Here is a 13,647-nt window from a genome sequence, read left to right on the forward strand (position 1 = left end):
GGTCATGGGGGCTGGGCAGGGTGGGGAAAGGTGGCTGGATTCTAGCGGTTTTCCTGCCGGACATGTGTTGTCTGGGCTACCGCTATCGCTGCGGTGCGGCGATCCGACAAGCCAGCTCCCACAGGTACAGCACAAGTCTCAAGGTCTGTGCTGACCCTGTGGGAGCTGGCTTGCCAGCGATGAGGCCGGTAGGGTCGACCTCAGGTTCGGATCAGAAGTCCACCGTCGCCGACAACTGATAGGTCCGCGGCGCCCCCGTGCCCAAGGTCTGGGTCAGCGGCACACCCCAGTAGTCCTTGTCCGCCAGGTTGGTGATCGCCGCACGCAGTGTCACCGGCTTGCTGGCCACCTGCGTGGCGTAGCGCGCACCTACGTCGAACACGGTGAAGCCGGGAATCGTCAGGCTGTTGTCCGCCGAGATGTACTGCTTCGACTGCGAGCTGACATTGCCCGTCAGCGTCAGCCCCTCGAGCCCCGGGATATCCCACTCGGCCCCCAGCTTGCCCTGCAGCTTGGGATAGGCCGTGGCCGTCTTGCCTTCGTTGATGCCGCCCTGGGTCTTGGTCAACTCCGGGTCGACATAGGCCACGCCACCCATCAACCGTACATCCTCCAGCGGCGCGCCGAAGAAGGTCCATTCCACACCACGGTTACGCTGCTCGCCACCGAACGAGAAGAGGTTGGTGGCCGGATCGGTGTAGCTGCTCGGCCGGGTGATTTCGTACAGCGCCAGGGTATGGCTGAAAGTACCCAGGTCGAGCTTCAGGCCGACTTCCTTCTGCTTGGTCTTGTACGGCGCGAACACGTCACCGTAGTTGGCGGCAGTGATCGGCGCCGCCGCGCCCTTGCTCAGGCCCTCGATGTAGTTGGCGTACAGCGACAACTCGTCGGTCAGCTTGAACAGGATCGCCCCGGCCGGAGTAGTGGCGTGGGTGTCGTAGCCGGGCTTGTTGCGCGCGCCGGTGGTGACGTTCCAGGTATCGGTGACCACCTCCTGGCGCCGTACACCCAGAGTCAGTTGCAGACGCTCGTCCATGACTGAGAGGGTATCGGCGATGCCATAGCTCTTCAGGTCGTTCTCGGTGTGGGCGATCTGCGGCCAGGCCTCGGAGACCTTCGGCCCCCACACCGGGTTGTAGATATTGGTGGTCCAGTTCGAGCCCGCCGCACGGCGACCGAAGTCCTTCTGCGTGTCGCTGTACTGGGTGGCGTTGACCGACCACTGGTGATTGATCCCGAAGGTGTCGAAGTGCCCGCGCAGCCCGGCTTCGGCGGAGGTCTTGTAGATCTCCATCTGCAATTGGCCCATGGCGGTGGTGAAGTCGCCCGCCGTGTTGATCACCGTGGCGGTCAGCGCGCCGCTGTACTGGTACTGGGTCTTGCTGGTACCGATGGCGCCGTAGGCCAGCAACTGGTCGTTCAGCTCGTATTCGCCACGCAGGATGACGCCCTTGTCCTTGGTTTCCACGTAGGCCCAGTCGGGGTTGAGCAGGATGTCGTTGCTCGGCGGGCGCGGCACCGGCACGTTGGCCGCGAGGCCCATACCACGGTTCTGGCCGTTGATCTTGTCATCGGTATCGAACAGGTCGAGGGACAGCTTGCCGCGCTCACCACGCCAGTCCAGGGCCAGGGACGACAGCACGTTGCGCTGCGACTGGTCGTCGATGGCGGTGTCGCCGTCGCGGTACATGCCGTTGAAGCGCACGCCGAACTGGTTGTTCTCGCCGAAGCGCCGGCCCACGTCGAGGTGGCTGCCGAGCTGGTTGTCGGAGGCCCAGGTGGCGGTCAGGCGGGTCAGCGGGGTGTCGCCGGCCCGCTTGGGAATCAGGTTGACGAAGCCGCCCACCGAACCTCCCGGCGGCATGCCGTTGAGCAACGCCGAAGGGCCCTTGAGCACTTCGATGCGCTCGTACATCTCCGGCGAGGCGCGGTAGTACGGGGCCATGCCGAACAGGCCGTCGACGGTCATGTCGCTGACGCTGGTCTGGAAGCCGCGGATCGAATAGTTCTCGCTGAAGGTGCCGGTCAGCCCGTTGCTGAACACCGACGGGTCGGTGGCGGCGATCACGTCGGTGATATCCCGGGCCTGCAGGTCGCGCACATAGCTTTCGGTGTAGCTGACTGTGCTGAACGGGGTTTCCATGAAGTCCTTGTTGCCCAGCAACCCGACGCGGCCACCGCTGGCGACCTGGCCGCCGGCATAGGGTGCCGGCAGGGTTTCACCGGTGATGGCTTCGGCATCGATGCGGGTAGCGGGCAGATCCGTCGGGGCGGGTTGTTGTTCTTCGGCATGAACCCTGGCGGACGACAGCGCGCAGGCGCCAAGGGCAAGCCCGAGCAGAATGGCCTGGGCCAGCGGGGTGTGTTGCAGGGTTACGACAGGGGAGGGACGGTGAGACACGCTATGACTCCGAACGTTGGTTGGCAGGGTGTTTCTAATATTTGAGAAGCGAAGACGTAGGGCGAACGAGAATCACCTGCTAATGCAGGTGTGCGTCGCTGCCGCCCTCTGTTGCTTAGTTCGCGTAGCCCTTGAGCACGTCATCGACGATCAGCGCGACGGACGTCGGGCTGGCAGCGGTGACGTACCAGGCTTCGGGATCGACGAACACCACGCGGTCGTGCTTCCACGCCTTGGTCTGGCGCAGCAACGGGTTGCCGAGGGTCTCCTTGTCCAGCGCCGGGCGGTGTTCCATCACTGCGGTGCGGTCGACCACGTAGAGGATGTCCGGGTCCTCCTGCTGGATGAACTCGCTGGAAATCGGCTGGCCGTGCAACCCGGTCTCCAGGGTGTCGGTGGCCGGCTTGACGCCGAGGTCGGTGAAGACGAAGCCGTAGCGCGAATGCACGCCGAAGGCACTGAAGGCACCGTTGTTGTGCAGCACCACCAGGGCCCGTTCGGGACGCTCGTGGGTGACGACGCGGGCCTGGTCGACCCGGGCTTGCAGCTCGGTGGCCTTCTGCGCGGCCAGGGCCTGCTTGCCGAAGACCTCGCCCAGGCTGAGCAGATGCTGCTTGATCACCTCGACATGCCCGGCCTCGCTGTCGCGGTAGTCCACGTCGAAGTGCAGGGTCGGGGCCATTTCGCTGAGCTCGGCGTACTGGTTGGCCTGCAGCGAGGTGATCAGGATCAGGTCCGGGCGCGCGGCATGCACCCGCTCCAGGTTGGGCTGGACGATCGAGCCGATATCCGCGACCTGCGCATCGTCCTTGTAGCGCGCCAGGAAGTGCGGCACGAAGTCCTTGGGCATGCCCGCCACCGCCACGCCCAACTGGTCGAGGAAGTCCACTTCGTTCATGTCCAGGGCGACCGCGCGCAGGGGCCTGTGATTGATCACGGTGGTGCCCAGCTTGTGCTGCACGCTGATAGCGGCAGCCGTGGCCTGGGGTGCCTTGACCTCGGCCGCAGGCTCGTTGCAGCCGTGCAGGGCGAGGGTGGCGCCCAGCAGCAGGGCCAGCGGCCAGCCGGCGGGGTGGTTGGGTTTCATGGTTGTGCTCCCGGTGGGTTGAAGTAGTTGCACAGGCGGCCGCGGGCGCCCCGGGTGATCTCGAAATCGATCCCGTACAGGCCCTGCAGCCGTTGTTCGGTCACCACCTCGTCGACGCTGCCGGTGCAGTGCACCCGGCCGTCCTGCATGGCGACGATCCAGTCCGAGTAACTGGCGGCGAAATTGATGTCGTGAACCACCAGGATCACCGTGCGCCCGAAGTCGTCGCAGAGCCGGCGCAGCGCGCGCATGATCTGCAGGGCGTGGCGCATGTCGAGGTTGTTCAGCGGTTCGTCCAGCAGCAGGCAGTCGGTCTGCTGGGCGATGGTCATGGCCAGGAACGCCATCTGCCGCTGGCCGCCGCTCAGTTCGTCGACATAGGCCGAGCGCAGCGGCTCCAGGGCGAGGAAGGCGATGGCGTCGTCGATGGCCCGGCGGTCGTCGCGGGTGAGGGCGCCACGGCTGTAGGGAAAGCGGCCGAAGGCGACCAGTTCGTCGACGGTCAGGCGCAGGTTGAAATCCACTGACTGACGCAGCGTGGCGACCCGCCGGGCGTAGTCGCCGAGGGCGATGCTGTCGATACGCCGACCGTCCAGGCGCACCTCGCCGCGATCGCCCTGCAGCAGCCGGGCGAGCATCAGCAGCAGGGTGGTCTTGCCCGCGCCGTTGGGGCCGATCAGCGAGGTCAGGCGCCCGGCCGGAAATTCCAGGTCGATGCCCGAGAGCACGGGCTTGCCGGCATAGGCTTTGTGCAGGTCGTGAACGCTGATCATGAGGTGCCCCGGGTGCGGACCATCAGGGCCAGGAACCAGGTGCCGCACACCAGGTTGACCAGGATGCCGACGGTGGTCCGGTAGTTGAAAAGGTGTTCCACCAGCAACTGGGCGGCGATGAACACGGCGATGGCCACGGCGCTGCCCAGGGCCAGGGTGACCCGGTGCCTGAAGGTGCCGGCCAGTGCGTAGGTGATATTGGCGACGAATACGCCCATGAAGGCGGTGGGCCCGAGCAGGCTGGTGGAGACCGCGACCAGCGCGGCGATCAGCGCCAGTTGCAGGCGCAACTGGCGGCGGTAATCCACGCCGAGGGAGATGGCCTGGTCACGGCCCAGGGCAAGCACATCGAGCACTGCCAGCGTTCGCGCCTGCACCACGCAGAGCACCGCCACCAGCACGGCCGAGCCGAGCAGCAGGCGTGGCGTGGCGCGGTTGAACGAGGCCTGGGTGTAGCCCTGCAGAATGGAGAACTCGCCGGGGCTGACCTTGAGCTGGACGAACTGGGTCAGGGTGCCCATGACCAGGGTCAGCACCAGCCCGATCAGCAGGAGGAAATACACATTGCTCTTGCCGTCGCGGAACAGCCAGCGGTGCAGGGCCCACGAATAGCCGAGCATCATCAGCACCGACAGCAGGAAGTTGCCGTCGCTGCCCAGCAGTACCAGCCCCTGCATGCCCACGATCAGGACCAGCAGCGCCTGGAGCAGCAGGTAGACCGCCTCGTAGCCCATGATCGCCGGGGTCAGGATGCGGTTGCCGGTGAGGGTCTGGAAGACGATCGCCGAGCAGGCCACGCAGACCCCGCCAATGACCATGGCGCTGAGCCGGGCGAAGCGCTTGGGGATCACATAGGCGAAGTCCAGCTCGGCACCGGCGAACAGGAAGACCAGGGCCAGGGCGAGCACCACGGCCCAGGCCAGGTAGCTGCGCTTCATCGCTGGCTCCGGATGATCAGGGCGAGGAACACCAGGCCGCCGAGGCTACCGGCGGTGAGGCCGATGGGCACTTCGAACGGGTAGATCAACAGCCGCCCGACCAGGTCGCAGACCAGCAGCAAGGCGGCGCCAGCCAGGGCAATGATCGGCAGGGTGCGGCGCAGGTTGTCGCCATGGCGCAGGGCGACCAGGTTGGGCACCACCAGGCCGACGAAGGGAATCGCGCCGACGGCGATCACGCTGGCCGACACCGTCACCGCCACCAGCATCAGGCCCAGGGTGAGGTTGGCGGTGTAGTTCAGGCCGAGGCTGGTGGCCAGCCCTTCGCCCATGCCGAGTACGGTGAAACGCTGGGCGTACAGGTAGGTGAGGACGATGATCGGCAGGATCAGGTAGAGGATCTCGTAGCGCCCCTGCACCACCTTGGAAAAGTCGCCCAGCAGCCAGCCCTGCATGCTCTGCATCAGGTTGAAGCGATAGGCGTAGAACTCGGCGACGGCGCTCAGCACACCGCCGTACATCAGGCCGATGACCGGCACCAGCACCGCATTTCGGGCGCGGATGCGCCGGATGATCATCACGAACAGCGCGCTGGCGGCGAAGCACAACAGCAGGGCGAAGAACATCCGTGTCAGCGCCCCGGCCGCCGGGGCCAGGCTCAGGGAAAGGAGGATGCCGAGGCGCGCGGCATCCAGGCCGCCGCTGGTACCGGGCTCGACGAAGCGGTTGCGCACGATCTGCTGGAGGATTACCCCGCACACTGCCAGCCCGACCCCCACCAGGATCAGTGCGGCCAGGCGCGGCAGGCGGCTGGCGCCCAGGGTCAGCCACAGGTCGCCTTCCAGGTTGAACAGCTGCGACCACGCCAGTTCGCGGGCACCGACCGCCAGCGAGGCGAGGCACAACAGGAAGAAGGCCAGCAGCCAGCTCAGGCGCATCCGTCGTGCTCCAGCGCAATTCGCCAGCCGCTCGCCGCCTGCCGCTGTTCGAGGAAGCGCGCGTAATGGCCGCCACTGGCGCGCAAAGCGTCCGGCGAACCCTGCTCGACGATCCGACCGTTATCGAGCACGACGATATGGTCGGCCATGGCCACGGTATTCAACTGGTGCGCGACCACCACCAGGGTGCACTGGCCGCGCAGGCTGGCCAGGGTGTCGATGATCAGCGCCTCGTTGTGCGCGTCGAGGGCGGCGGTGGCTTCGTCCACCAGCAGCACCGGGGCTTCCTTGATCAGCGCGCGGGCGATGGTCACGCGCTGGCGTTCGCCACCCGAGAGCCGGGCGCCGCCTTCGCCGGCTTGTGTGTCGAGCCCCTCGGGCAAGCGCTCGAGTACTTCGCCCAGGCCGGCCAGGCGGGCGGCGCGCAGGACTTCGGCGTCGCTGGCGTCGGCCCGGCCGATACGGATGTTGTCGGCGATGCTGCCCTGGAACAGCCAGGTGTCCTGGAGTACCTGGCTGACCGTGCCAACCCGGGTCGCGCGGTCGATCTGCCGCAGGTCGACGCCGCCGATCCGCACGCTGCCCTGGCTGGCATCGAAGAAGCGCGCGATCAGGCGCAGCAGCGACGTCTTGCCCGAGCCCGAGGCGCCGATGATCGCCGTCATGCTGCCGACGGGCAGGTGCAGGTCAATGTCCTGCAGCACATCGGGGCCGTCGGCGCTGTAGCGCAGGCTCACGCCTTGCAGCTCGATCGCCGCGTCTACCGGTTGCTGTGGCGCGGCGGGTTCCGGTAGCGGTTGGGCGGCAAGGATGCGTTCGAACTCCTTGAGCTGGCCCTCGCTGCCACGAAGAATCTCGACGTGGCTGGCGACGTCCTGCAAGGGATCGATAAAGCGACAGGCGATGACCAGGGCCACGCTCACTGCGAGCCCGTCATGACCGGCAAAACTGAAACTCGCCGCCACCAGCAACGCGGCGAAGGTCGCCTGTACCGCCCAACTGTTCAGCAGCGCCGACAACGCGGAGCGCAGGATCAAGGCGCGACCGCTGCGGCGCTGGCGCTCCAGGCTTTCGTCCAGCCGCCGGGTGGCGCCGCCCGCGCCATTGAACGCACGCAGCACCGACTGCGCCTGGGCGAACTCGACCACACGCTGGCTGGCTTCGGCGAAGTGCTGCTGGAAACTCTGGTCGGCGCGCCGGCCGAGGCGAGCGCTGAACAGCATCACGCCGACCAGCAGCGGCAACGCCAGCAGGGCGATCAGGCCCAGCGCACCGTGCAGTGCGCACAGCACCAGAGCCAGTACTACCGGCATGACGCTGCCGGCGATCAACGGCGTGAAGACATGGGCCGGCAACTGGGCCACGGCCATCAGCCCATGGGTGATCACATGGCCGAGGCGCGCGGTGTTATCCGGGGTGAACCAGCCCAGCGGCAGTTGCGCCACCTGTTCGCCCAGGCGCAGGCGGCCCTCGCGGAGCACGGCGGTGGCCACGGCGATGCCGGCGTGTTCGACCCGGCGGCGGCAGATCCAGCAGAGCAGGGTGCCGCCGGCCAGGGCTGCCAGCCACAGGCCGGCCGCGGCGTTATCGCCGTTCAGCAGGTGCAGCATGAGGGGCGCCAGGGCGCTGATGGTCAGGCCACTGAAGGCGCCATACAGCACGGTCATCCACAGATAGCGGCGCAAGGCCGGGGCAGCATCGCCCAGCAGTTGGTTCAGGGTGTTCAGCATGTCGCGGTGTCCTGGTAACGGCCTTGCTGCCAGAGGCGGGCGTACAGGCCCTGGCGGGCCAGCAACTCGGTGTGATGGCCTTGTTCGCGGATGACGCCGTCGTCGAGCACGAGAATCCGGTCGGCGTGCATCACCGTGTCCAGCCGGTGGGCGATCACCAGCAGGGTGCGGCCCTCGGCGAAGCGCGACAGGGCGTGCTGGATCGCCGCTTCGTTATCGGCATCGGCGGCGGCGGTGGCCTCGTCGAGCACCAGCACCGGCGGGTCGAGCAGCACAGCGCGGGCGATGCTCAGGCGCTGCTGTTCGCCGCCGGAGAGCAGGGCGTCTTCGCCGATCACCGAGTCGTAGCCGCGCGGCAATTGCAGGATGCGTTCATGGAGATTGGCCAGGCGCGCGGCGGCCTCGATCTGCTCGCGGGAGGCGTCCGCCAGGCCCAGGGCAATGTTCTCGGCCACGCTGGCGTGGATCAGGCGCACGTCCTGCAGGACGAAGCCGATGCGCCGGTACAGCTCGCGGCTGTCGAGTTGCCGCAGGTCAGCGCCGCCGAGGGTGATGCGACCGCTGTCGGGGTCGAAGAAACGCAGCAGCAGGCGCGCCAGGGTCGACTTGCCGGCACCGGACGGCCCGACGATGGCGGTGGTGGTGCCTGGGGTCAGGGTGAAGCTGATGTCGTCGAGCACCGGGGTGCCGGTGACGTAGGCATGGCTGACGCGCTCAACGCGCACCTCGTTGCCTTGGGGTTCCTGACCGACGGCAGGGGCGGGCAGGACCGGCGTATCCAGCAGGGCCAGCACCCGTTGCGCGGCCCCGACCGCGTGGTTGAGGTCGTGGGTGATGTAGTGCAGCAACTGCAGGGGCGCGCACAGGCCCGGCGTGACCAGGGCGAACGGCAGGATATCCAGCGGTTCGCTCCAGCCCAGGGTCACGAAGACCATCCCGGTCAGCAGCACCAGGCCCAGCACCGACACGGGCGCGATCAGGGCATTGGCCCGGGCCATGGACGCCACCAGCGGGCGGGTGAAGGTGCCGAAGGTGCGGGCGAAGCTCTGCACGGCAGTGCGGTAGCGGTCTTGCGCAGTGCCCCGGTCACCGAACGCCTTGACCAGCGGCATGCCGTTGACGAACTCGACCACGGCGTTGTCGATCCCGGCCATGCCGGCGACCAGTTCGTCCATATGCGCCGCACTGGCCTGCACCGCACGACGCAGGAACAGGAAGAACGCCGGGAACGGCAGCAACACGATCAGCGCCATGCGCCAGTCCATGGCAAACAGGTAGACCAGCGAAATCAGCACCGCGCCCAGGGCCCGGCCGAGGGTGGTGTAAAAGTGCGCGGTAAGGCTGTGCAGGGTGCCGATATCGTCCTGCATCGCCCGTTTCACCTCGCTCGACGCCCGCTCGCTGAACCAGCCCAGGGGCACCTGGGTCAGGCGCTGGGCGATGGCGGTGCGCAGGTGGTGGGTGATGCGGTTATCGGCCAGGTGCGCGAGCCACTCGCCGGCGGTGATCGACGCCATGCCGGCGAACAGATTGGCGACGCTGAGCAGCACCAGCGAGCCAATGGGGTCACCGTTCAAGGCCAGGCGTGCGATTTCGGCAATCCCGGCGAGGGGCGCGAGGGTCAGCATCGAGCCGCTGGCGGCCAGCAGCGCGGCGGCGATCAGGCGCCCACGGATCGGCCTGAGCACACGTTTGATGGGGTTTGCAGAGGAGGAGTCGGACATGAAGCGGGCCTGGAGCAGCGCGGAAATAATTAGTTGCATGACTATAAACTAATTTGCGAAAACCCGACAAGACGGCTACAAGACACTTCTTCAAAGCACGACGCGGCCCCTGTGGGAGCGGGTAAACCCGCTCCCACAGGATCCCGGTAGAACCCCGAAAGCGGAGTCATCCATGGAATCCCCAGCACCATCCCCCGGCCGCGGCCGCCCGCGAACCATCACCCGCGAACGCATTGCCGATGTCAGCATCGCCATCGGCCTGCCCAGCCTGACCTTCGTCGGCGTGGCGGCGGCGTTGGGTGTGAGCCATATGGCGCTGTACAAGCACGTGGCCAATATCGAGGCGCTCAAATGCCTGGTGGCCGAGGAGATCTTCCAGCGCTGGGAGATTCCCCAGGCCGATGCCGACGCACCGCAGGGGCTGGAGGACTACCTGACCGGCTTCGCCGCCTCGGTCCAGGCCTTCGTCAAGGCGCATCCGGGCCTGACGCCCTACGTCATCCGCCGCCTGGCGGCCACCGAATCGATGATCGACAAGATCCATGCGCACCAGGCGCATATCGCCCAGGCTTACGGGCTGAGCCTGGAGCAGGCGCGGTGGTTGCTTTCCACCGTGGCGTTCCATGGGTTTGCGGTGGCGGATACGGTGTACACCGTGTCGGGTCGCGAGCCGCTGCTGGAGGCGGACCGGGCCGGGGAAGAGTCGGAGATGGAGGTGGAGCTGGATGAAGGAATGCGGGCGTTGATCGTTGGCATGCTGGTTTTGCTCGAACGGCGCCGCTGAGCGGGATATACCGGCGCCAGCCTGTCGAATACACTCATCATCTTTCCCCGCGTGCTCGCCAGGCCCCCGTTCATGACCCTCACCAATGTCGTTCAACCTTCGGAGTCGCACGCGGCTCCCCTCCAGGCAGTGGTCGATGACCTGGCGGACCTCGAGCTTGTGCACCGCATCAGCACCACGCTGATCGGCGAGCAGGACCTCGGAGCCCTCTACGAGAAGATCGTCGATGCGGCCGTGACCATCGGCGGCTCGCAGTTCGGCACCATGCAGGTGTTGTCCGCCCGCGACCACGGCCAGGGCGCCGTCACCGGCCTGCAGTTGCTGTGCGCGCGGCACTTGCCTGGCGAGGCGGTGGCGTTCTGGCACTGGGTCAGCCCCCAGGCCCTGAGCAGCTGTGCCCTGGCCCTGCGCTGCGGGCAGCGGGCGATCATTGCCGATTACGAGCAATGGCCGGAAATCGCCGGGACCGAGGAGCTGGAAGCGTTCCGTCGCACCGGTATCCGCGCGGCGCAGACCACCCCGCTGGTGTCGCGCAGCGGTGCGTTGCTGGGGATGATCTCGACCCATTGGCGTCACCCCCACCATCCTTCCGAGCGCGATCTGCGCCTGCTGGACATCCTCGCCCGCCAGGCCGCCGACCTGCTCGAGCGCACGCATTCCGAAGAAGCCCTGCGCCTGCTCAACGACACCCTCGAACAACGGGTCGAAGAACGGACCCAGGCGCTCATGGCCGCCGAAGCCAGCCTGCGCCAGTCGCAGAAGATGGAGGCGGTCGGCCAGTTGACCGGCGGCATCGCCCACGACTTCAACAACCTGCTGGCCGGCATCGCCGGTGCCCTGGAAATGCTCGAAGGGCGCGTGAGCCAGGGGCGCTTCGGCGACCTCGACAAATACCTGGCGGCCGCCCAGGGCGGGGTCACCCGGGCCGCGACCCTGACCCGACGGCTCCTGGCGTTCTCCCGGCGGCAGCCGTTGGCGCCGCAGGCCACCGACGTCAATGCGCTGATTCGCGGCATGTTCGACTTGATACAGCGCTCCGTCGGCCCGGGCATCTCCATCGAGACCCTCGGCGCCCTCGACCTCTGGCCGGCCTTCGTCGATGCGAGCCAACTGGAAAACGCGCTGCTCAACCTGTGCATCAATGCCCGTGACGCCATGCCCGACGGCGGGCGGATCCAGGTCAGGACCAGCAATCTGTACCTCGACGGCGAGCGGGCAGTGGCCCTCGAACTACCGGCGGGCGGTTACCTGTGCCTGACGGTGTCGGACACCGGTTGCGGAATGCCCACGCACGTAATGGAGCGGGCGTTCGAGCCGTTCTTCACGACCAAGCCCGACGGGCAGGGCACGGGGCTGGGGCTGTCGATGATCTATGGATTCGTCCAGCAATCCGGGGGGCAGGCGAATATCGTCTCGCAGGAAGGCGCGGGCACCACGGTTTCCCTGTACCTTCCGCGGACCTCAGCGCCCAACGCTTGACGCCATTTTTACCGATCACTAATATCGCCACGCCAATGATGGCGTATTGATATTAGCAAGGGATCCCGGCTCATGCATCTCCACCACCTCGCGATGAGGTTGTGCCTTCTGGCCCTGGGCCTTGGCGCTGCTGTACCTGCCTTCGCAGCGACCCCGGGCGACCAGGACCTGATCCGTGAGCGGCAGGACCGTCTGCTCCTCGAACAGCAACGTCGCCTTGACGAACTGCGCGACCTGCCGGGCCAGCAATCCACCCAGCCGGCCACCCCGGCAGCTCCCGATACCCGCTGCTTTCCCATCGACACCATCGAGGTCAAGGGCGCCGACCAGCTGTCCCAGGCCGATCGCGACAGCCTGGTCAAACCCTGGCTGGGCCAATGCCTCGGTGTCGAGCAGCTCAATGCCTTGCTCAAGGCCATCACCGATCACTACCTGGCCCGTGGCCTGGTCACCAGCCGCGCCTACCTGCCGCAACAGGACCTGAGCACCCGCCACCTGGAAATCCAGGTCGTCGAAGGCCGCCTCGAAGGGCTCAATGGCAACGGCGTGTCGCCTCGGGAACTGGCGATGACCTTTCCCGGCACGGTCGGCGAACTGTTGAACCTGCGCGATATCGAGCAGATGGTCGACCAGCTCAACCGCCTGCCGTCCAACCAGGCCAAGATGGAACTGGTGCCCGGCAGCAACGTTGGCGGCAGCACCGTGCAGGTCGGCAATACCCCGAAAAAGCCCTGGCGCGCCAGCGTTTCGCGCAACAACGACGGCCAGCTCGCCACCGGCGAGCAACAGTGGGGCTACGGCCTGGAATGGGACAGCCCGCTGGGCCTTGCCGACCAGTTGATGCTGCGTGGCGGCCGTGACGCGGTCAGCGATCACCAGCGCACCGCCCACAATGAAATGCTCTTCTACAACCTGCCCTGGGGCTGGTGGAACTTCAGCTATTCGTACAGCCAGAGCGCCTACCGCTCCCGCGCCGAAGCCAACACCTTCAGCTTCAAGCAGACCGGCGATACGCAAAACCACCAGTTGCGCGCCGAGCGGGTGATCCACCGCGACAGCCTGTCGAAAACCTCGCTGAACACCGGCATCGCCTACCTGCGCTCGAACAACTACATCGAAGGCAGCCGCCTGGAGAACAGCAGCAACCGCCTCAGCGAAGCCCAGTTCGGCATCAACCATGGCCGGCGCGTCGGCAGCGCCTTCGTCAACCTTGACCTGGGCATGCAGCAGGGCATCGGCGCCTTCGACGCCCAGGCCGACCGCCAGGAGCAACCAGGCGACCCCGACGCCCGTTATCGCAAGTACAGCCTGACCCTCAGCTACCTGCAGCCCTTCAGCCTGTGGGGCGAGAACTTCAGTTTCAGCAGCCTGGCCACCGGACAGCGCAGCGAAAACCCGCTGTACAGCCCGCAGCGCCTGAGCCTGGGCGGCCTGTCGTCGGTGCGCGGCTACAAGGACCAGTCCCTCACCGGCGACAGCGGCGGTTACTGGCGCAACGACCTGCGCTGGACCCGCCCGGTCACGCTCGAATGGCTGCAGCCGGTGCTCGGTGAGTACGGCCTGAGCCTCGGCTATGACCAGGGCGTGATCCGCGGCGACCGCTACAACGGCGACCAGCATGGACGTGTTTCCAGCAACGCCATCGAATTCTTCGCCCGCGGCCAGCACCTGGCCGCCAGCGTGACCTTTGCCCATTCCCTTGAGCGCCCGGATGTGATCACCGAGCGTGAAACCCCACTTTATTTCCGGGTGGAGCTGCTGCTCTAAGCCCCACCACAGCTGAACCGAGACCA

Annotated in this window: 9 protein-coding genes and 1 pseudogene; 3 read left to right on the plus strand and 7 right to left on the minus strand. The window is 66.7% G+C overall.

Annotated elements, in window-relative coordinates; translation table 11 throughout:
* Positions 1-211: 211 nt before the first annotated feature.
* The 7 genes from PSEMO_RS23470 to PSEMO_RS23500 all read right to left on the minus strand — a co-directional run bounded on the left by PSEMO_RS23470 (position 212) and on the right by PSEMO_RS23500 (position 9,591).
* Positions 212-2,401: a TonB-dependent receptor gene (locus PSEMO_RS23470; RefSeq protein ID WP_081430320.1), complete on the minus strand. Its 2,190-nt coding sequence runs from the start codon at positions 2,399-2,401 to the stop codon at positions 212-214.
* A 115-nt stretch (positions 2,402-2,516) separates the two neighbouring features.
* The gene (locus tag PSEMO_RS23475; protein WP_075805337.1) at positions 2,517-3,488 is read right to left on the minus strand and encodes a siderophore ABC transporter substrate-binding protein; all 972 of its coding nucleotides are present in this window, start codon (positions 3,486-3,488) and stop codon (positions 2,517-2,519) included.
* A complete protein-coding gene (locus PSEMO_RS23480; protein WP_075805338.1) occupies positions 3,485-4,261 on the minus strand; it encodes an iron ABC transporter ATP-binding protein in 777 nt (258 codons plus the stop codon). The genes PSEMO_RS23475 and PSEMO_RS23480 overlap by 4 nt, the downstream gene beginning before the upstream one ends.
* Positions 4,258-5,199, minus strand: coding sequence for an iron chelate uptake ABC transporter family permease subunit (locus PSEMO_RS23485; RefSeq protein WP_075805339.1), 942 nt, complete (start codon positions 5,197-5,199; stop codon positions 4,258-4,260). The genes PSEMO_RS23480 and PSEMO_RS23485 overlap by 4 nt, the downstream gene beginning before the upstream one ends.
* Complete coding sequence (locus PSEMO_RS23490) at positions 5,196-6,137, minus strand: ABC transporter permease (RefSeq protein WP_075805340.1); 942 nt, start codon at positions 6,135-6,137, stop codon at positions 5,196-5,198. Before PSEMO_RS23490 ends, PSEMO_RS23485 begins: the two co-directional genes overlap by 4 nt.
* Positions 6,128-7,867, minus strand: coding sequence for an ABC transporter ATP-binding protein (locus PSEMO_RS23495; RefSeq protein ID WP_075805341.1), 1,740 nt, complete (start codon positions 7,865-7,867; stop codon positions 6,128-6,130). The genes PSEMO_RS23490 and PSEMO_RS23495 overlap by 10 nt, the downstream gene beginning before the upstream one ends.
* Positions 7,861-9,591, minus strand: coding sequence for an ABC transporter ATP-binding protein (locus tag PSEMO_RS23500; RefSeq protein ID WP_075805342.1), 1,731 nt, complete (start codon positions 9,589-9,591; stop codon positions 7,861-7,863). The genes PSEMO_RS23495 and PSEMO_RS23500 overlap by 7 nt, the downstream gene beginning before the upstream one ends.
* Before the next feature lie 172 nt (positions 9,592-9,763).
* On the opposite strand from PSEMO_RS23500, the gene PSEMO_RS23505 reads away from it, so the two are divergent.
* The 3 genes and pseudogenes from PSEMO_RS23505 to PSEMO_RS23515 all read left to right on the plus strand — a co-directional run bounded on the left by PSEMO_RS23505 (position 9,764) and on the right by PSEMO_RS23515 (position 13,621).
* Positions 9,764-10,375 carry a TetR/AcrR family transcriptional regulator gene (locus tag PSEMO_RS23505; protein WP_075805343.1) on the plus strand — a complete coding sequence of 204 codons (612 nt, stop codon included), beginning with the start codon at positions 9,764-9,766 and terminating at the stop codon, positions 10,373-10,375.
* A 72-nt stretch (positions 10,376-10,447) separates the two neighbouring features.
* Positions 10,448-11,833 (plus strand): annotated as a pseudogene (locus PSEMO_RS23510) (ATP-binding protein); the annotation flags it as partial.
* A 93-nt stretch (positions 11,834-11,926) separates the two neighbouring features.
* Positions 11,927-13,621, plus strand: coding sequence for a ShlB/FhaC/HecB family hemolysin secretion/activation protein (locus PSEMO_RS23515; protein ID WP_075805345.1), 1,695 nt, complete (start codon positions 11,927-11,929; stop codon positions 13,619-13,621).
* Positions 13,622-13,647 lie beyond the last annotated feature (26 nt).

The sequence above is a fragment of the Pseudomonas putida genome (genome assembly GCF_001941965.1).
Taxonomy (GTDB): domain Bacteria; phylum Pseudomonadota; class Gammaproteobacteria; order Pseudomonadales; family Pseudomonadaceae; genus Aquipseudomonas; species Aquipseudomonas putida_L.